At 46.7% G+C, this 18198-nt stretch carries 23 protein-coding genes; all 23 read left to right on the forward strand.

Translation table 11 applies throughout. From position 1 onward, the window contains the following. The first annotated feature begins 28 nt into the window (after positions 1-28). The 23 genes from I2H87_RS13990 (at position 29) to fabF (ending at position 18192) form a co-directional block, all read left to right on the forward strand. Positions 29-169, forward strand: a complete 141-nt coding sequence (locus I2H87_RS13990; RefSeq protein ID WP_009266300.1) for a hypothetical protein — start codon at positions 29-31, stop codon at positions 167-169. A gap of 29 nt (positions 170-198) precedes the next feature. Beyond that, positions 199-870 (forward strand): pirin family protein, encoded by a 672-nt coding sequence (locus I2H87_RS05725; protein ID WP_330611492.1) that lies wholly within the window; start codon positions 199-201, stop codon positions 868-870. 40 nt (positions 871-910) lie between these two features. Continuing rightward, entirely contained in the window at positions 911-2203 is a 1293-nt protein-coding gene (locus I2H87_RS05730) for a hypothetical protein (RefSeq protein ID WP_243273885.1), read from the forward strand. 302 nt (positions 2204-2505) lie between these two features. Continuing rightward, positions 2506-4371, forward strand: a complete 1866-nt coding sequence (locus I2H87_RS05735; RefSeq protein ID WP_195609509.1) for a TIGR03960 family B12-binding radical SAM protein — start codon at positions 2506-2508, stop codon at positions 4369-4371. Then, a complete protein-coding gene (locus tag I2H87_RS05740) occupies positions 4355-5080 on the forward strand; it encodes a TIGR03936 family radical SAM-associated protein (protein WP_022151727.1) in 726 nt (241 codons plus the stop codon). The genes I2H87_RS05735 and I2H87_RS05740 overlap by 17 nt, the downstream gene beginning before the upstream one ends. Continuing rightward, a complete protein-coding gene (locus tag I2H87_RS05745) occupies positions 5062-6258 on the forward strand; it encodes a ribonuclease E/G (protein WP_195609510.1) in 1197 nt (398 codons plus the stop codon). Before I2H87_RS05740 ends, I2H87_RS05745 begins: the two co-directional genes overlap by 19 nt. Further along, entirely contained in the window at positions 6251-6730 is a 480-nt protein-coding gene (ybaK, locus tag I2H87_RS05750) for a Cys-tRNA(Pro) deacylase (RefSeq protein ID WP_009266293.1), read from the forward strand. The genes I2H87_RS05745 and ybaK overlap by 8 nt, the downstream gene beginning before the upstream one ends. Positions 6731-6803: 73 nt before the next feature. Beyond that, positions 6804-8123 (forward strand): aspartate kinase, encoded by a 1320-nt coding sequence (locus tag I2H87_RS05755; RefSeq protein WP_195609511.1) that lies wholly within the window; start codon positions 6804-6806, stop codon positions 8121-8123. Positions 8124-8141: 18 nt separating this feature from the next. Beyond that, on the forward strand, positions 8142-8558 hold the full coding sequence (locus I2H87_RS05760; protein WP_009266291.1) for a CBS domain-containing protein: 417 nt from the start codon (positions 8142-8144) through the stop codon (positions 8556-8558). Positions 8559-8731: 173 nt separating this feature from the next. Then, positions 8732-9040, forward strand: coding sequence for a 50S ribosomal protein L21 (gene rplU / locus I2H87_RS05765; protein ID WP_009266290.1), 309 nt, complete (start codon positions 8732-8734; stop codon positions 9038-9040). A gap of 6 nt (positions 9041-9046) precedes the next feature. Next, positions 9047-9379 (forward strand): ribosomal-processing cysteine protease Prp, encoded by a 333-nt coding sequence (locus I2H87_RS05770; RefSeq protein ID WP_009266289.1) that lies wholly within the window; start codon positions 9047-9049, stop codon positions 9377-9379. A 5-nt stretch (positions 9380-9384) separates the two neighbouring features. Next, entirely contained in the window at positions 9385-9669 is a 285-nt protein-coding gene (rpmA, locus tag I2H87_RS05775) for a 50S ribosomal protein L27 (protein WP_009266288.1), read from the forward strand. Positions 9670-9741: 72 nt separating this feature from the next. Then, positions 9742-11025 carry a GTPase ObgE gene (gene obgE, locus I2H87_RS05780; protein ID WP_009266287.1) on the forward strand — a complete coding sequence of 428 codons (1284 nt, stop codon included), beginning with the start codon at positions 9742-9744 and terminating at the stop codon, positions 11023-11025. Between the two features lie 15 nt (positions 11026-11040). Further along, the gene (yhbY, locus tag I2H87_RS05785; protein ID WP_054704715.1) at positions 11041-11331 is read left to right on the forward strand and encodes a ribosome assembly RNA-binding protein YhbY; all 291 of its coding nucleotides are present in this window, start codon (positions 11041-11043) and stop codon (positions 11329-11331) included. An 8-nt stretch (positions 11332-11339) separates the two neighbouring features. Next, a complete protein-coding gene (gene nadD, locus I2H87_RS05790) occupies positions 11340-11951 on the forward strand; it encodes a nicotinate-nucleotide adenylyltransferase (RefSeq protein ID WP_009266285.1) in 612 nt (203 codons plus the stop codon). A 2-nt stretch (positions 11952-11953) separates the two neighbouring features. Further along, complete coding sequence (gene yqeK / locus I2H87_RS05795) at positions 11954-12526, forward strand: bis(5'-nucleosyl)-tetraphosphatase (symmetrical) YqeK (protein WP_009266284.1); 573 nt, start codon at positions 11954-11956, stop codon at positions 12524-12526. Position 12527: 1 nt separating this feature from the next. After that, positions 12528-12920: a ribosome silencing factor gene (gene rsfS, locus I2H87_RS05800; RefSeq protein ID WP_009266283.1), complete on the forward strand. Its 393-nt coding sequence runs from the start codon at positions 12528-12530 to the stop codon at positions 12918-12920. 213 nt (positions 12921-13133) lie between these two features. After that, positions 13134-14057, forward strand: coding sequence for a beta-ketoacyl-ACP synthase III (locus I2H87_RS05805; RefSeq protein ID WP_009266282.1), 924 nt, complete (start codon positions 13134-13136; stop codon positions 14055-14057). A 58-nt stretch (positions 14058-14115) separates the two neighbouring features. Next, entirely contained in the window at positions 14116-14340 is a 225-nt protein-coding gene (gene acpP, locus I2H87_RS05810; RefSeq protein ID WP_009266281.1) for an acyl carrier protein, read from the forward strand. Next, a complete protein-coding gene (fabK, locus tag I2H87_RS05815; protein WP_009266280.1) occupies positions 14337-15287 on the forward strand; it encodes an enoyl-[acyl-carrier-protein] reductase FabK in 951 nt (316 codons plus the stop codon). The genes acpP and fabK overlap by 4 nt, the downstream gene beginning before the upstream one ends. Beyond that, entirely contained in the window at positions 15280-16200 is a 921-nt protein-coding gene (gene fabD, locus I2H87_RS05820) for an ACP S-malonyltransferase (protein ID WP_009266279.1), read from the forward strand. Before fabK ends, fabD begins: the two co-directional genes overlap by 8 nt. After that, positions 16197-16940 (forward strand): 3-oxoacyl-[acyl-carrier-protein] reductase, encoded by a 744-nt coding sequence (gene fabG, locus I2H87_RS05825; protein WP_195609512.1) that lies wholly within the window; start codon positions 16197-16199, stop codon positions 16938-16940. Before fabD ends, fabG begins: the two co-directional genes overlap by 4 nt. A gap of 13 nt (positions 16941-16953) precedes the next feature. Next, entirely contained in the window at positions 16954-18192 is a 1239-nt protein-coding gene (gene fabF / locus I2H87_RS05830) for a beta-ketoacyl-ACP synthase II (protein ID WP_195609513.1), read from the forward strand. Positions 18193-18198: the final 6 nt, after the last annotated feature.

The following is an 18198-nucleotide window of genomic DNA, read 5'->3' on the forward strand; positions in this document are numbered from 1 at the left end:
ATGAATTCTTAAAAAGGAGGAAGATCGGATGGAAAGAAAAGTAAAGATTAAAGTAAAAGGGGTTCGAACAAAAGATGGGGCAGGGGTGAGTTTAGTAAGAGTGTTGGGGCACGAGACAGTGAAAGAATTCGATCCTATCTTGATGTTGGATATTCATTTGACAGTTTAAATCCAGACGATTATATAGCAGGGTTCCCAATGCATCCGCATAGAGGTATAGAGACAGTAAGTTATGTCTATAAAGGGAGAATGGTACACAAAGATACGTTGGGGAATGAAGATGAAATTTCAGATGGGGAAGTACAATGGATGAATTCAGGTTCGGGAATTGAACATGAAGAAAAAATTCCTGCTGCGGAAAGACTGTTAGGGGTTCAATTATGGCTAAATCTTCCTAAATCTGCAAAAATGAGTAAACCAACCTATCATAGCATAAGAAAATCTGATACTGAAGAAATAGAATTTGATAGAGGGAAAATAAGGATTCTGACCGGCAATTATAAATCTTATCAAGGTTATAAAGGTGATCATCTTCCGCTAAATTACTACGATATTCATATGTATGAGAATGCAGAAATAACGCTGGACACATTAGAAGATACGTCTGTTATGATATTTACCCTCATAGGTGATGTATATGTAGGGGGAGAAAGGATAAAAGAAAAAACAGCTGTAAAACTAACAAGCGGTAATGAGTTAATTATCAAAAATGCAGACAAATTTGCGCAAGTATTGTTTATAGAATCGAAAGCATTAAACGAACCTGTAGCTTGGGCAGGACCAATAGTTATGAATACTCAGGAAGAGATAAGAGAAGCGTATATTGATTTGCATAATGCTACTTTTATAAAAGACAATATTAGATATTAAAATGAAATTTATGTTTAAATGTTAATTGGGAGGTAAGAATATGAAAGTAAAAAATTATATCCAATTAGAAGAAGCATTAAGTTCAGATGAAAAGATAATAGAACTTGTATGTTCAATTAATGCCGTCAATACAATAAAATTAAAAGAAGGTCAAAAACTTATTTCAAATAAAAAAAATATCCTGTTGAGCTTTATAAATGGAGGCGGAATAGAATTAACAGGTGACAATGAAATATCGAATATCTCCATTCAAACATCTCCGGACAAAAGAGCAATCTATATAGATTCTAATTTGGAAGATTTGAAAGAGATTGCACTGAAAAATTTGACGGTAACAGGGATGGTTCAGTTACTGACACGAGGCAATAATAAAACGATGACTGTCAATATAAATGGATTGGATATAGTATCTGCAGATTCGCGAAACTATCCGGAAAGACCTATGAAATATGGGGTAATTGTATATCAAGGGGCTTTGACGATCTATAATTTTAATCCTGAAGAAGGCAGCGAAATAAAAGTTTACGCTCAAAATATATCATTGGGCAGAAAACATGCCCCGGTCATAGGCAGTGGGATATTTATATCAGGATTTAACGATGAAGCTGGAAAGATTATCATAGAAAAATTAACGACAAATGAGATTTATTCAAATGGCATGATTCCGACGGGACAACCTAATCTCATAACAGGTGCTGTTTTTATCGCGTATGGAGTTTATGCAAAAGAAATAATTTCCAACGGTGCGATTACAACATATGGCACAAATGATATGGTCTTAGATGTGTGGGGAACAGTTGATCATTGGATCACTAAAAAGAAGATCATGAGTTTTGGTCCAAGTGGTATAGGATTTGTAAATTTTGGTCATGTTAAAACTTTCAAGGCGGAAGACAGCATTGAAACATATGGAATGGGGGCAAGAGGATTTAATCAATATGATGGGACCATACAAGATGCAACTTTTAAGAGTATAAAAACAGTTGGAGATGGTTCAATAGGAATGCAGTTTTCTAAACCGGTGGGCAGAATCACGATTCAAGAAAGTGTGATAACAGAGGGATCGAGTGGAGAAACATTAGTCAAAGGGATTATAAAAGTGTTGAAAGCTGATGCAATAAGTGTATTAGATGGGGGCATTCTTGAAGAATTAAACATCTTAGGTGATCTGGTAACAAAAGGCGAAGATGTAGTCGCATATCATGTAAACGGTGGCTTGGTAAAGGCAATGTATTTAAAGGGCAAAATAATGGTTTATGGAAAAAAATCAAGAGCGGTATTAGTAGAAAAAAATGGAAAAACGGATTTATCAGAGTTGAAAGAATATATTTAATAAGATATTCGAATCAGAGAGAAAGATCCATAGACAGAGTTGGTGCTGAGAGCTATTTTCAGCACCACTCAGATTGTAGATAAAGTCCCGGACAGAAGTCTGGGATTTTCTTTTAGATATCTCCGATAAAATTCTTTTGATGTATTATGTAATAATATAGTGTTCGTTCGTCAATGAATTTTTGGAATGTATCCATGTTCGATACAAAAAGTAGATATGAGATTGAAACGTCTCATCCATTGACATAATTTCCTATTTTTCATATAATTTAGCAAGAATCATACAAAATATAGGAGAAATGAATGAGAACATTAGCTTTAAGTGATGATATTTTACTAAATATCGAGAAGCCGGCCCGTTATATCGGCGGCGAGGTCAACTCGGTGATGAAAGACAAAAGCGAGGTGAATATCCGTTTCGCGATGTGCTTTCCGGACGTATACGAGATCGGCATGTCCCATCTCGGTATCCAGATCCTTTATGATATGTTCAACCGCAGGGAGGATGTGTGGTGCGAACGTGTGTATTCCCCGTGGACGGATTTGGACAAGGTGATGCGGGAACAGCATATCCCGCTTTTCGCACTGGAATCTCAGGATCCGATCAAAACATTTGATTTTCTCGGGATCACGATCCAGTATGAAATGTGTTACACGAATATTTTACAGGTGTTGGAATTGAGCCAGATCCCGATGCATGCCAAAGAGAGAACCGAGGAAGATCCGATCGTGATCGGTGGCGGTCCGTGCGCGTACAATCCGGAACCGTTGGCAGAATTTTTCGATCTGTTCTATATCGGCGAGGGCGAGACCGTATACGATGAACTCTTGGATCTCTATAAGCAGTGTAAAAAAGAAAAAAAGAGCCGTTTGGAATTTCTGGAAATGGCAGCAGGCGTGGAGGGTATTTATGTGCCGCAATTCTACGAAGCTTCTTATGAAGAGGACGGAACGCTTCGTGATTTTCGCGCAGTCAATCCGCATGCGCCGGAAACGGTAAAAAAACAGGTTGTGATGGATGTGACCGACGCGGTATATCCGATGAGTCCGGTTGTACCTTATATCAAAGCGACCCAGGATCGTGTTGTGCTTGAGATCCAGAGGGGATGTATACGCGGATGCCGGTTCTGTCAGGCGGGAATGTTGTACCGCCCGACACGGGAGCGGGACGTAGAAGAACTGAAGCGTTATGCAAAAACCATGCTGAAAAATACCGGGCATGAAGAGATTTCATTGAGTTCATTGAGTTCCAGCGATTATTCCAAACTGCAGGAACTGGTGACATTTTTGATCGAGGAATATCACGGAAAAGGCGTCAATATATCGTTGCCGTCTCTGCGGATCGACGCCTTTTCACTGGACGTGATGAGCAAAGTGCAGGATGTGAAAAAGAGCAGTCTGACGTTTGCACCGGAAGCCGGTTCCCAGCGGATGCGAAATGTGATCAACAAAGGTCTAACCGAGGAAGACATCCTGACCGGAGCCGGAGAAGCGTTTGAAGGCGGCTGGTCCAAAGTAAAATTATATTTTATGCTCGGACTCCCGTGGGAAGAGGAAGAGGATATGAAAGAGATCGCGCGGCTTTCCGACCGGGTGGCGCGCAGATATTATGAGATTCCGAAAGAACAGCGGCATGGCAAATGTCAGATCACCGCAAGTTCGTCGTTCTTTGTTCCGAAACCGTTCACACCGTTCCAGTGGGCGCCGATGTGCACGGCGGAAGAGTATGTCAGAAGAGCGGCGATCGTAAAACATGAATTTCAGGAACAGCTGAACAGAAAGAGTCTGAAATACAACTGGCATGATGCGGAAGTGACTGTGTTGGAGGGCGTATTTGCGAGAGGAGACCGCCGGATCGGACAAGTGATCGAGGAAGCATACCGGCTGGGATGCCTGTATGACTCCTGGACGGAGACGTTTGACAATGAGAAATGGATGCAGGCGTTTGAAAATACCGGGATCGATCCGGAATTCTATACATTGCGTGAGCGGGAAACGTCGGAACTGCTGCCGTGGGATTTCATCGAGATCGGCGTGACGAAGAAGTTTTTGGAACGCGAATGGCAGCGGGCAAAAGACGGTGTCGTGACACCGAATTGCAGAGAGGGCTGTTCCGGCTGCGGAGTGGCAACATTCGGAGGAGGTGTCTGTTATGAAAGTAAGAATTAAATTCAGAAAATACGGTGTGCTGAAGTTTATCGGGCATCTGGACGTGATGCGGTTTTTCCAGAAAATGATGCGGCGGGCGGAAATCCCGATCGCATTTACCGGCGGATACAGCCCGCATATGATCATGTCGTTTGCCAGCCCGCTCGGGATCGGGCTGACCAGCGACGGCGAGTATGTAGACATCGAATTGACGGAGCTGATCGACAGTGAAACGGCCGTGCGCCGGATGAATGCGGTGACTGCCGAGGGCATTGAGATCTTAAGTTTCCGGCAGATTTCGGAAGAAAAGAAAGCAACCGGGATGGCGATCGTTGCAGCGGCGGATTATCTTGTGTCGGTGCGGAAAGGAACGATGCCGGATCAATGGAAAGAACAGTTTACGGAATTCCTTTCTCAGAAAGAGATCCGTATCGTAAAACAGACAAAGCGGAGCGAACAGGAAGTGGATATCCGTCCGTGGATCTATCAGGCGGAAATCCGCGGGGAGCAGATCTATCTCCATCTGGCAGCCGGGAGCGTACAGAATCTGAAACCGGATCTTGTGATGGAAGCGTTCTGTAAATTCTGTGGTATACAGGAAGAGACGGTCGTATTTTCTTATCATCGGCTGGAAATGTATGCAGAATCATCGGAAAACAAAGCGGAGAGTGCAGAACGGTTTGTGACGTTGGAATCATTGGGGGAAGAAATATGCAGCGAAAAGTGCTGATGACAAAAGAAAAGGGCTGTGTCTGGACCTGGCTTCTGGAAAACGGAGAAGCGGCTGAAATTCACTGCAGCAGACAGGATGAGCACAGCGGTCCGGTCCTCGGAAATGTCTACATCGGAAAAGTACAGAACATTGCGGCGAATATCGGAGCGGCATTTATCGATATCGGCGGTGTCAATTGCTATTATGACATCAGTCAGGCAAAGCATGCGATCTTTGCAAGAAAACAAAGTGAAAAAAAAGCGCTCTGCATCGGAGATGAGCTTGTTGTACAGATCAGCCGTGAAGCAGTGAAGACAAAGGCGCCGACGGTGACAAGCAATATCAGTTTTACCGGACGAGTTGCCGTCCTGACATCGGGGAACACAAGGATCGGCGTGTCATCGAAGATTCCAAAAGCGCTGCGTGAGGAACTGAAAGAGCAGCTTTCCCCGATGAAAAATGAAGAGTATGGGATCATCGTCCGGACCAATGCGAAAGAAGCATCTTTTGAAGAGATTACCGAGGAGATCGAAGCACTTCGTGAAAAATATCAGCATTTAAAAGAGACGGCGGCATACCGGACCTGTTTTTCCTGTCTGGAATGTGCGGCGAAACCGTATTTGACCGATCTGAAAAATGTTTATACAGACGGTTTGGAAGAAATCATCGTGGAAGACGACGAACTGTATAAAGAAGTGCATGATTTTTTTGAAAAAGAGCAGCCGGAGTATACCAGACTTCTGACACATTATAACGACCCGATGCTTTCCCTTTCGGGACTGTACAGCTTAAAACATGTGCTCGGAAGCGCGCTGCATGAGAAAGTCTGGTTCAAACACGGAGGCTATCTTGTGATCCAGCCAACAGAAGCGCTGACTGTGATCGACGTTAATTCCGGGAAATGTGTTTCAAAAAAGAATCAGGAAGACGCAGCGTTAAAGATCAATCTGGAAGCGGCAAAGGAGATTGCAAGGCAGCTCCGGCTTCGGAATCTGTCCGGGATCATCGTGATCGATTTTATCAATCTGGACGATCCCGATAAAATGCAGATATTGCTGAAAGAATTCCGCAAACTGTTGTCACGCGATCCGATCCAGGCAACGCTTGTGGATGTGACGGAACTGCAGTTGGTGGAAGTGACAAGGAAAAAAGTCAGAAAACCATTGTATGAATGTTGGGAAGCAAAAAATGAGTAAGAAAGAATTAAAAACAAATGCGATGCGGATGCTGGAACGACAAAAGATCCCATATGAATATAAGACGTATGAATGTGAAGAGTTTGTGAGCGGGGTTTTTACCGCCGATCAGACCGGGCTTCCGCATGAACTGGTGTACAAGACGCTCGTGACAACAGGAAAAACCGGGGCGCATTACGTCTTTGTGATTCCGATCGAGGCGGAACTGGATCTGAAAAAGGCTGCCCGTGCCGTGAATGAGAAATCGGTGGAAATGCTCCCGGTCAAAGAGATCACAAAAGTGACCGGGTATGTCCGGGGAGGGTGCACTGCCATCGGAATGAAAAAACAGTTCCCTACCGTGGTGGATCAAAGTGCAGAGGAGAAGGAACAGATTTACATAAGCGGCGGAAAACTGGGGATGCAGCTGAAATTAAAACCGGATGATCTGTGCAGAGCCGCAGGGGCGGTATACGGTAAGATTACGATGTAATTTTCTTGAAAAGTAAAAAAAGACGCGTTATAATAGAAAACCGAAATGCACCGAAAATGGAGGATAACGAGAGATGAAAAAAGTAGTAAAGTTCGGAGGAAGTTCCCTTGCAAGCGCGGAACAGTTTAAAAAAGTCGGAAAGATCATCCGCGCGGATGCATCCCGGAAGTTTGTCGTGCCGTCCGCACCCGGAAAACGGTTCTCCGGCGATACGAAAGTAACCGATATGTTGTACAGCTGCTATGGTGCGGCAATTCGTGAGAAGAAATTTGCGGATCAGCTCCAGGAAATCCGGGGCAGATATCAGGAAATCATAGATGGACTCGGACTGGATTTTTCATTGGATCAGGACTTTGAAAAGATCCGGGAAAATTTCGGGAAGAAGATCGGAAGAGATTATGCGGCGTCCAGAGGAGAATATTTGAACGGTAAGATCATGGCGGCATATCTCGGATATGAATTTATCGACGCGGCGGATGTGATCCGCTTTGGCGAAGACAGTTCCTTTGATGAAGAGACAACAAACCAGCTGCTCGCGAAACGGTTGGAAGATTCCAAAGGAGCGGTGATCCCGGGGTTCTACGGGGCAAAAGCAGACGGAACGATCGTGACATTTTCAAGAGGCGGCTCCGACGTATCCGGTTCGCTTGTCGCTTTGGCGGTGGGAGCGGATCTTTATGAGAACTGGACGGACGTGTCCGGATTTTTGATCGCAGATCCTCGGATCGTCAAAAATCCGCGTTCGATCGAGACGATCACATATAAAGAACTGCGGGAGCTGTCCTATATGGGAGCAAGCGTTCTCCATGAGGATGCGATCTTCCCGGTAAGAAAAGCTGGAATTCCGATCAATATCCGCAATACAAATGCGCCGGAGGACAAAGGAACCTTGATCGTGGAGGGAACCTGCCGTCAGCCGAAATATACGATCACAGGGATTGCAGGAACCGATGGATTTGCGTCGATCACGATCGAGAAAGCGATGATGAATTCAGAGATCGGATTCTGCCGGAAAGTGCTTCAGGTATTTGAGGAGCACGATATTTCGATCGAACATATGCCGTCAGGTATCGATACGATGACGATTTTTGTACATAAAGATGAATTTGAGGAAAAAGAACAGCAGGTACTTTCTGCGATCCATAAGACGGTGAAACCGGATCATATCGAACTGGAATCCGATCTGGCGCTGATCGCCGTCGTGGGACGCGGTATGCGTGCAACACGCGGAACAGCGGGAAGAATCTTTTCTGCGCTTGCACATGCTCATATCAATGTCAAGATGATCGATCAGGGATCCAGCGAGCTGAACATCATTATCGGCGTACGGCATGATGATTTCAAAAATGCGATCCGCGCATTGTATGAGATTTTTGTTGTGACACAGATTTAAACGACGGAGAAAAATGCTATGAATATATTATTCTTTTTGAAGCCGAAAAGCGAAGTGGCATTTATTTATGATTACTGCACGCTTCGTCAGGTGCTTGAGACGATGGAATACCACAAATACGCGTCGATCCCAATGCTGAACCGGGAGGGCGAGTATGTCGGCACGATCACGGAGGGCGATCTGCTGTGGGGGATCAAAAGCTATCAGAATATGGATCTGAAAAGAGCCGAAAACATTTTTATCCAGGATTTCCCGAGAAAAGCAGATTATGAAGCGGTTTCCGCAGATGCAGATATGGAAGATCTCCTGAGAAAAGCGATGAACCAGAATTTCGTTCCTGTGGTCGATGACCAGAAGAAATTTATCGGGATCATTACAAGAAAGACGATCATTGAGTACTGTTATGAGCGGATGCAGGAGATGGAGAGCGAGTGATCCGGAAAATCCGGAAATTTTATCGGAAAATTTTATCGGAAAATGCAAGAAAACTATTGACTTCAATATGCGATTGTGCTAATTTATAGTGGTATGCCGCGCAATGAGGTTTCTAAGTTCTGGCATAAAAGCAGACACCGTAATTGGCGAGTAATGATAATAGGAGGTGCCATATGTACGCGATTATAGCAACAGGTGGTAAACAGTACAAAGTAGCCGAAGGCGATATCATTAAAGTAGAAAAGCTTGGTGTGGAAGCTGGAGAGACTTATACGTTTGATCAGGTGCTTGCAGTAAACAACGACAAACTGGTTGTTGGAAATCCGACTGTTGACGGAGCAACTGTTACTGCATCTGTAATCGGAGACGGAAAAGCAAAAAAAGTCATCGTTTACAAGTATAAGAGAAAATCTGGATACCATAAGAAAAATGGTCACAGACAGCAGTACACTGCAGTAAAGATCGAAAAGATCAATGCGTAATCGAATATGATTAATGCAACAATTTATGTGAACAGCAGACATGCATATATGGGATTCGATCTGGAAGGACATGCCGGCTATTCAGAAGCAGGCACGGACATTGTCTGTGCGGCGGTATCTGTTCTTGTGATCAATACGATCAACGCGGTTGAGATGTATACAGAAGATCAGATGAACTGTGTGACGGATGAGGAGAACGGTATGATTTCATTCCGTTTCGACCGGGAACCCTCGCATGATGCGCAGCTGTTGGTAAAGACGATGATACTCGGACTTGAGAGCATGTCGGACAACAGCGAATATGAACCATACATTGATATTATTTTCGAGGAGGTGTAACTACCATGATGAATTTGAACCTTCAGTTTTTCGCTCATAAAAAGGGAGTTGGTTCCACTCGTAACGGACGTGACTCCGAAGCAAAGAGATTAGGTGCCAAGAGAGCAGACGGACAGTTTGTAAAGGCTGGCAACATCCTGTACAGACAGCGTGGAACAAAGATCCATCCGGGCGTGAACGTTGGACGCGGCGGTGATGATACTTTATTCGCACTGGTTGACGGTGTTGTAAGATTTGAAAGAAAAGGAAGAGATAAGAAACAGGTTTCTATCTATCCGGTAGCTGAATAATCGACCGTTAATGAAGAAGGCAGGAATATCCATTCCTGCCTTTTTTTAAGATAAATCAAAAGGAGACTGTATATGTTTGCAGACAGAGCAAAAATATGGATCCGTTCCGGTAAAGGCGGAGACGGACATTGTAGTTTCCGCAGAGAGCTGTACGTTGCCAACGGCGGACCGGACGGCGGCGACGGAGGACGCGGCGGAGATTTGATATTTGAAGTAGATGAAGGACTCAACACTCTGGTAGATTACCGTCACAAACGGAAATATGCTGCCGGAGACGGAGAGGAAGGCGGCAAACGGCGCTGCCATGGAAAAGACGGAAAAGATCTTGTGCTGAAAGTGCCGGAGGGAACGGTCATCAAAGAATCAAAGAGCGGTAAAGTCATTGCGGATATGTCGGGAGAAAACCGCCGTCAGGTCGTATTAAAGGGCGGACGAGGCGGTCTCGGAAACCAGCATTTTGCGACGGCAACGATGCAGGTGCCGAAGTATGCGCAGCCGGGACAGCCGGCGATGGAACTGGAAGTTTCTTTGGAACTGAAAGTGATCGCGGACGTCGGTTTGATCGGATTTCCGAATGTCGGAAAATCAACGCTCCTTTCCCGTGTAACAAATGCACAGCCGAAAATTGCCAATTACCATTTCACGACGCTGAATCCGAATCTTGGCGTAGTAGATCTGGATCACGGAAAGGGATTTGTGATGGCGGATATTCCTGGATTGATCGAAGGCGCTTCGGAGGGAATCGGACTGGGACATGAATTTTTACGTCATGTCGAGCGTACGAAACTGATGATCCATGTGGTAGATGCAGCAGGAGTCGAGGGAAGAGATCCGGTTGACGATATTTACAAGATCAATCAGGAACTGGAAAAATACAATCCCGAGATCGCAGCACGTCCGCAGGTGATCGCGGCAAATAAGACGGATCTGATCTATTCAGAGGATGAAGATCCGGTTGAGAGACTGAAAGCAGAATTTGAACCGAAAGGTATCAAAGTCTTTCCGATATCAGGCGCAACCGGAAAGGGTATTTCAGAACTTTTGTATTATGTGAGCGGTGAATTGGAGAAGATGGATTCCACGCCGGTTGTATTTGAACAGGAATACTTCCCGGAAGATGAACTGATCTATGAGGAATTGCCGTATACCGTGACAAAAGAAGACGATATGTATGTGATCGAAGGTCCGAAGATCGAGAAAATGCTCGGATATACCAACCTGGATTCCGAAAAAGGTTTTGCGTTCTTCCAGCGTTTCTTAAAAGAAACGGGGATTCTGGACGACCTGGAAGCAGCGGGGATCCAGGAGGGCGATACCGTCAGAATGTATGGATTGCAGTTCGATTATTATAAATAAACAGGAGAACACGAGATGACAACGAAACAGAGAGCATATTTAAAGAGTCTGGCAATGACGATGGATCCGATCTTTCAAATCGGAAAATCCAGCATGACGCCGGGATTGACCCAGGCGATCGCCGAGGCATTGGAAGCGCGGGAGCTGATCAAGATCAGCGTGCTGAAAAACTGTGCAGACGATCCGTCCGAGCTGGCGCAGCTTGTGGCAGAGCGCACCCGTTCCCAGGTTGTTCAGGTGATCGGAAAGAAGATCGTTCTGTACAAAGAGGGAAAAGATAATAAGAAAAAAATCGTATTACCGTAGGTGAGGATATGAAGATCGGGATCATGGGCGGAACATTTGATCCGATCCATATCGGACATCTTCTGCTTGGCATGTTTGCATATGAAGATTTCGGATTGGATGAGATCTGGTTTCTGCCCAACGGAAATCCGCCGCATAAGCAGACAAAAGAGGGGGAAGAGGCGCTTGGACACCGGATCGAGATGGTGCGCCGTGCGATCAGTGATGTGCCGTATTTCCGGCTTTGCCTGCATGAAGCAAAGGAAAAAGAGCATTCCTACACATACAAGACGATGCGGGAATTATGCGCGCTTTATCCGGAGGATACATTTTATTTTATTCTGGGAGCAGACTCGCTTTTTGCGATTGAAGAATGGAAATATTTTCGGGAAATTTTTCCGACATGCACGATCCTTGCGGCAATGCGGGACGATAAAGATGTGGAAGACATGATGCGGCAGATCGCGTATTTGGAAGACACATATGGCGCAAAGATCTCTCTTCTGCGTGCGCCGCTTCTGGAAATCTCGTCCACAACATTGCGGGAACGTGCGGCACAGGGAAAAAGTGTGGCATATATGGTTCCCCATGCCGTGGAGGAATATATGCAGGAGCACGCGCTTTATCGTAAAGGAGAATAGAGATGGCAGATTTAGAAAAAATCCGGTGCGAATTGAAAAAACAACTGAAAAAAGAACGTTATATCCATACGATCGGCGTGATGTATACGGCGGCATCCATGGCGATGCGATATGGCGAGGATATAGAGAAAGCGATGACGGCAGGGCTTCTGCATGACTGTGGGAAATTTGCACCTGCCGGAGAACAGATCCGTCTCTGCAAAAAGTATGGGCTTTCGCTTAAGGAATCCGAAGTGGAGATGCCCGCGCTGATCCATGCGAAACTGGGCGCATATCTTGCGAAAGAGACTTATAAGGTCTGTGACGGTGAGATCCTGAACGCGATCCTGTATCACACGACAGGGCGTCCGGATATGACGATGCTGGAAAAAATCGTCTTTCTGGCTGACTACATCGAACCGGGGCGTAAGATGATTCCCGGACTTTCCGATGTACGCAGTTTGGCATTTACGAACATTGATCGTGCGGTCTGCCTTTGCTCGAAGCAGACGCTTTCTTATCTGGAAAAAAGCGGGCGATCAATAGACCCGATGACAAGAGAAACGTTTTTATATTACAGCGAACAGAAAAAATAAGATGCCGCAGTCTGAGACGGCATACAACGTGGAGGTGGAAACAGTGCAGGCGAAAGAAATGGCAAAAATCGCATATCATGCATTAGATGAGAAAAAGGGAGAAGACATCCGCATCATTGATATTGCGGGAATCTCGGTACTGGCAGATTATTTTATTATTGCAAATGGTTCCAGTGAAAGTCAGGTACAGGCGATGGTAGACAATGTAGAAGAGGAGATGCATAAAGCAGGATATTCTCTGAAACAGCGGGAAGGATACGGAAGCGGAAACTGGGTGCTTCTGGATTTCGGCGATGTGATCGTGCATGTATTTGATAAGGAAAATCGCTTGTTTTATGATCTGGAGAGAATCTGGCGAGACGGAAAAAATATCGGGATCGCAGAACTTTCCTGAGGGATTTTTGTGAAAAAAGAGTGTGAAACGGGGCAGTCGGGAATCGGCGGTCCCATTTTTTAATGCATTATTTCATATGATTTTTTGAAAAAACAGTTGACAAAAAATTTTTTTATAGTATACTTTGAACATCAAAGTATTTGAGATTCAAAAGAGTGTGGAAAGAGAAAATATACACGGAATCATGATCAAATGCGAAGATAAGGAGAGGTTATGGTTGGAAGAATATGCGGGACGGGAGCGTATGCTCCCCCTGTTTTTGTGAGCAATGAAGACTTGGAAAATGTGGTGGATACGAGTGATACATGGATCCGTGAGAGGACAGGAATTGCGCGGCGGCATATTGCGGTGGAGGATACTGCCGTTACGATGGCGGTGGAAGCTGCCAGGCAGGCGCTTGCAGACGGAGAGATCGATCCGGAAGCGGTGGAACTAATCCTGGTATCGACGATTTCCCCGGAAAGGGTTCTTCCCTGCACGGCGTGCGAAGTCCAGAAACAACTTGGGGCTGTTCATGCAGTTTGTTTCGATCTGAATGCAGCCTGCGCCGGATTTTTGTATGCATACAATACTGCGCAGGCATATATCCGCAGCGGTATGTACAAAACGGTTCTTGTGATCGGAACGGAGCGGCTCTCCCAATTGGTGGACTGGACCGATCGAAACACCTGTATTTTATTCGGGGACGGAGCGGGAGCTGTCGTGCTGACAGAAACGGAAAATGGGAGATACAACATGACGGCACATTCCGACGGAAGAAAGGGGGAAGCGCTGACATGCAGGACAGACGGAAAAATCCGGATGGACGGTCAGGAAGTATTTCGATTTGCGGTGAAGAGTGTTCCGGAGTGTATCCGGGAGCTGCTTGACCGGGAACAGCTTTTGGCGGAGGACATTGATTATTTTGTTCTGCATCAGGCGAACCGGAGGATCGTGGAAGCGGTGGCAAAACGTCTGAACGTACCGCCGGAGCGATTTCCAATGAATTTAGAAGAATACGGGAACACGTCTTCGGCGAGTATACCGATCCTACTCCATGAGATGAAACAGAACGGAATGTTGAAATCCGGTAAAAAACTGGTTCTTGCCGGATTCGGCGCAGGATTATCGTGGGGAGCAAGTTTGACGGAATGGTAATTCCCTATTATGGATTACATAGAAAATAAACAAAGCGAAATGTAAAGGAGATCATGAAATGTTAGAGAAAGTAAAAGAAATTACAGCGGAAGCACTTGGAGTGGAAACAGAGACATTAACGGCGGAGACTTCTTTCAAGGAGGATCTGGGAGCGGATTCGCTGGATCTGTTTGAGATGGTAATGATGTTTGAAGAAGAATTCGGACAGGAAATCCCGAGTGAAGATCTGGAGAAACTGACGACGATCGGCGCAGTTGTGGAATATCTGGAGGCCGCAAAATGAAAACGAGAGTGACGAACCTTCTGGGTATCCGTTGTCCGGTCATTCAGGGAGGTATGGCATGGGTGGCAGATTACCATCTTGCCGCTGCTGTTTCCGAAGCGGGAGGTCTTGGGATGATCGGAGCCGGCGGCGCGTCCGGTGAATGGGTGCGGGAGCAGATCCGGGAAGTAAAGAAACGGACAGACCGTCCCTTTGGAGTGAATCTGATGCTGATGAATCCGGAAGCTGATGTGATCGCTAAGATCCTTGCGGAAGAGCAGGTTCCGGTTGTGACGACCGGAGCCGGCAGCCCGGAAAAATATATGAAACAATGGAAAGCCGCGGGAATCAAAGTGATCCCGGTGATCGCATCGGTGGCAATGGCAAAACGTATGGAACGGGTTGGCGCAGACGCCGTCGTCGCAGAGGGCACGGAAGCAGGGGGGCATATCGGAGAGAATACGACGATGGTCCTTGTTCCGCAGATCGTGGATGCAGTGACGATCCCGGTGATTGCTGCCGGAGGTATTGCAGACGGACGTACGATGGCGGCGGCATTGATGCTGGGAGCAGAGGGAGTACAGATGGGAACCGCATTTATCGCAACAAAAGAGGCTGCGGTTCATGAACAGTATAAAGCGTGTATCGTGCGTGCGAAAGATATTGATTCCCGCGTGACAGGGCGTTCCACGGGACATCCGGTGAGGACGCTTCGTAATCCGATGACAAAAGAATATCTGCGGCTGGAAAAAGACGGAGCTTCGTTTGAGGAGCTGGAACGTCTGACACTTGGCGGACTGCGAAAAGCGGTTGTGGATGGAAATGTAACCGACGGAAGTGTGATGGCCGGGCAGATCGCAGGAATGATCCATGAAATAAAAAGCTGTGAAGAACTGATAGGAACAATCATTTCAGAAACGGAACAACGGATCAAGGCGGTACAGAAAGGAGTCGTGTGGGATGAGTAAGACCGCATTCTTGTTTCCGGGACAAGGCGTACAAAAAGCCGGGATGGGGAAAGATTTTTATGAACACAGCGCCGTTGCGAGAGAGATTTTCGACATGGCGTCCGAAGTGCTCCAGATGGACATGAAAAAGCTGTGTTTTACGGAAAATGAAAAACTAAATCAGACGGAATATACGCAGGCTGCACTTGTGACCACCTGTCTGGCAATGGCGAGGAGCGCGGAAGCCAAAGGAATGAAAGCGGATGTGACAGCCGGATTGAGTTTGGGAGAATACTGTGCGATCGCCATTTCCGGCGGTATGTATGACCGGGAAGCGGTGTATGCGGTGCGGAAACGAGGAATCCTGATGGAACAGGCAGTTCCGGGTGGCGAGGGGGCGATGGCTGCCGTGCTGGGCTTGTCTGCCGATCAGGTGGAACATGTGCTGAACGAGCGGGAAGATGTTTTCGTTGCAAATTATAACTGCCCGGGGCAGATCGTGATCACCGGAAAAAAGGACGCGGTTTTGCAGGCGGGGGAAGCGTTGATTTCCCACGGTGCAAAAAGAGTTTTGCCGCTGAAAGTAAGCGGACCTTTTCATTCTCCGTTTTTGCGGGAGGCGGGAAATCGGCTCGAAGAAACTTTGAGAGAGATTTCGTGGAAAGAGCTGCGGATCCCGTACATCACAAATGTAACGGCAGCTCCTGTTCTGGAAACCGAAAAAATACAGGAACTTCTTGTACGGCAAGTCGCATCACCGGTCCGCTGGCAGCAAAGTATGGAACGGATGATCGCGGAGGGGGTAGATACGTTTATCGAGATCGGTCCCGGAAATACATTGCGGGGCTTTTTGAAAAAAATTGACAGAAACGTGAAAGTCTGTTCTGTAAATACGTGGGAAGCACTGGAAAAAAGTTTGGAGGGACCGGCATGAATTTAGAGGGAAAGACGGCGCTTGTGACCGGCGCGTCCCGTGGGATCGGGCGCGCGATCGCTTTGGAATTGGCGAAAAAGGGGGCGGACGTACTGCTCAATTATAATGGATCCGTTGACAGAGCCAGGGAAGTGAAAGCGGAAATTGAAAGACTAGGAAAAAACGCGCAGCTCTATCAATGCGATGTAGCGGATTATTCTGCATGCGAAACGATGTTCCGGGATATTTTTGCAGAACATTCCGGACTGGATATTCTGGTAAATAATGCGGGAATTACAAGAGACGGACTGCTGATGCGGATGTCGGAGGAAGCGTTCGATTCTGTGATCGATACAAACTTGAAAGGAACATTTCATTGTATGCGTTTTGCCGCAAGACAGATGATGAAACAACGCAGCGGCAGGATCATTAATCTTTCCTCCATTGTCGGTGTTGCCGGAAATGCAGGGCAGACCAATTATGCGGCATCGAAAGCCGGTGTGATCGGATTGACTAAAGCGGCAGCAAAAGAGCTGGCATCACGGAAGATCACGGTCAATGCGGTTGCGCCGGGATTTATTGAAACCGATATGACGGCCCGGCTTCCGGAAAAAATCAGAGAACAGACACTTTTGCAAATCCCTGCCGGGAGTTTTGGAAAAGCCGAAGATGTCGCTCATGCAGTGGTATTTTTAGCGTCGGAAGAAGCCGGATATATTACCGGGCAGGTTTTGCATGTGGACGGCGGAATGGCGATGTAGCAGAGGAGGATATATGAAACGAAGAGTGGTGATCACAGGGATGGGGGCGGTGACCCCGATCGGAAATACGGTACCGGAGTTCTGGGACGGAATCCGAAACGGAACCGTCGGGATCGGAGAGATCAGCAAATTTGATACGGAAGCGTATCAAGTAAAGCTGGCGGCAGAAGTAAAAGGATTTGACGCCAGGGAACGGATGGATTTTAAATCTGCAAAACGGATGGAATTGTTTTCACAATATGCAGTTGCCGCCGCAAAAGAAGCATTTGAAGATGCGGGACTGCATATGGAAGAGGAAGACCCGTACCGCGTGGGGACGATCGTCGGTTCGGGGATCGGAAGTCTGCAGACGGCAGAAAGGGAATATGGGAAAATACTGGAGCGCGGACCGGCGAGAGTCAATCCGCTGACGGTTCCGTTGATGATTTCCAATATGGCGGCGGGAAACGTTGCGATCCAGCTTGGACTGAAAGGAAAATGTACCAGTGTCACGACCGCATGTGCATCCGGCACACATTCTATCGGAGATGCTCTGCGTGCCATTCAGTATGGGGATGCGGAGGTGATGCTTGCCGGCGGCAGTGAAAGCGCGATCTGCCCGACCGCGGTTGCCGGATTCACAAATCTGACGGCACTGACAACGAGTACAGATCCTACACGGGCTTCGATCCCGTTCGACCGGGATCGAAACGGATTTGTGATCGGAGAGGGCGCGGGGATCGTTGTACTGGAAGAATTGGAACATGCAAAAAAGCGAGGCGCACACATTTATGCGGAACTGGCAGGTTACGGTGCCACCTGTGATGCATGGCATATCACGTCCCCCGCTGAAGACGGAAGCGGTGCGGCAAAAGCAATGGAGCTGGCAGTCCGGGAAAGCGGACTTTCCAAACGAGACATCGGTTACATCAACGCACATGGTACGAGTACGCATCACAATGATTTGTTTGAGACCCGTGCGATCCGAAATGTATTTGGAACACATGCCGATGATCTGATCGTGAATTCAACCAAGTCTATGATCGGACATCTGCTTGGCGCCGCCGGCGCGGTGGAATTGATCGTATGTGTGAAAACGATCCGAGAGGGATTTATACATCAGACAATGGGAACGAATGTTTTGGATCCTGCCTGTGATCTGGATTATGCCGTGGGAGCGCCGGTGGAAAGATCCGTAACCTGTGCACTCAGTAATTCGCTTGGATTTGGCGGACATAACGCCTCGCTTCTTGTAAAAAAATATGAGAGATAGGAGATT

Source organism: Mediterraneibacter glycyrrhizinilyticus, from assembly GCF_015560805.1.
GTDB lineage: Bacteria > Bacillota > Clostridia > Lachnospirales > Lachnospiraceae > Schaedlerella > Schaedlerella glycyrrhizinilytica_A.

Bases quoted from the DNA above. Each gene is read 5' to 3' on its own strand.
- fabF (WP_195609513.1), top strand. From the start codon at position 16,954: ATGAAACGAAGAGTGGTGATCACAGGGATGGGGGCGGTGACCCCGATC.
- yhbY (WP_054704715.1), top strand. From the start codon at position 11,041: ATGACAACGAAACAGAGAGCATATTTAAAGAGTCTGGCAATGACGATG.
- I2H87_RS05805 (WP_009266282.1), top strand. From the start codon at position 13,134: ATGGTTGGAAGAATATGCGGGACGGGAGCGTATGCTCCCCCTGTTTTT.
- fabG (WP_195609512.1), top strand. From the start codon at position 16,197: ATGAATTTAGAGGGAAAGACGGCGCTTGTGACCGGCGCGTCCCGTGGG.
- I2H87_RS05740 (WP_022151727.1), top strand. From the start codon at position 4,355: ATGAAAGTAAGAATTAAATTCAGAAAATACGGTGTGCTGAAGTTTATC.
- nadD (WP_009266285.1), top strand. From the start codon at position 11,340: ATGAAGATCGGGATCATGGGCGGAACATTTGATCCGATCCATATCGGA.
- I2H87_RS05770 (WP_009266289.1), top strand. From the start codon at position 9,047: ATGATTAATGCAACAATTTATGTGAACAGCAGACATGCATATATGGGA.
- acpP (WP_009266281.1), top strand. From the start codon at position 14,116: ATGTTAGAGAAAGTAAAAGAAATTACAGCGGAAGCACTTGGAGTGGAA.
- rpmA (WP_009266288.1), top strand. From the start codon at position 9,385: ATGATGAATTTGAACCTTCAGTTTTTCGCTCATAAAAAGGGAGTTGGT.
- I2H87_RS05735 (WP_195609509.1), top strand. From the start codon at position 2,506: ATGAGAACATTAGCTTTAAGTGATGATATTTTACTAAATATCGAGAAG.
- rplU (WP_009266290.1), top strand. From the start codon at position 8,732: ATGTACGCGATTATAGCAACAGGTGGTAAACAGTACAAAGTAGCCGAA.
- I2H87_RS13990 (WP_009266300.1), top strand. From the start codon at position 29: ATGGAAAGAAAAGTAAAGATTAAAGTAAAAGGGGTTCGAACAAAAGAT.
- rsfS (WP_009266283.1), top strand. From the start codon at position 12,528: ATGCCGCAGTCTGAGACGGCATACAACGTGGAGGTGGAAACAGTGCAG.
- I2H87_RS05725 (WP_330611492.1), top strand. From the start codon at position 199: ATGCATCCGCATAGAGGTATAGAGACAGTAAGTTATGTCTATAAAGGG.
- ybaK (WP_009266293.1), top strand. From the start codon at position 6,251: ATGAGTAAGAAAGAATTAAAAACAAATGCGATGCGGATGCTGGAACGA.
- I2H87_RS05730 (WP_243273885.1), top strand. From the start codon at position 911: ATGAAAGTAAAAAATTATATCCAATTAGAAGAAGCATTAAGTTCAGAT.
- I2H87_RS05745 (WP_195609510.1), top strand. From the start codon at position 5,062: ATGCAGCGAAAAGTGCTGATGACAAAAGAAAAGGGCTGTGTCTGGACC.
- fabD (WP_009266279.1), top strand. From the start codon at position 15,280: ATGAGTAAGACCGCATTCTTGTTTCCGGGACAAGGCGTACAAAAAGCC.
- I2H87_RS05755 (WP_195609511.1), top strand. From the start codon at position 6,804: ATGAAAAAAGTAGTAAAGTTCGGAGGAAGTTCCCTTGCAAGCGCGGAA.
- I2H87_RS05760 (WP_009266291.1), top strand. From the start codon at position 8,142: ATGAATATATTATTCTTTTTGAAGCCGAAAAGCGAAGTGGCATTTATT.
- obgE (WP_009266287.1), top strand. From the start codon at position 9,742: ATGTTTGCAGACAGAGCAAAAATATGGATCCGTTCCGGTAAAGGCGGA.
- fabK (WP_009266280.1), top strand. From the start codon at position 14,337: ATGAAAACGAGAGTGACGAACCTTCTGGGTATCCGTTGTCCGGTCATT.
- yqeK (WP_009266284.1), top strand. From the start codon at position 11,954: ATGGCAGATTTAGAAAAAATCCGGTGCGAATTGAAAAAACAACTGAAA.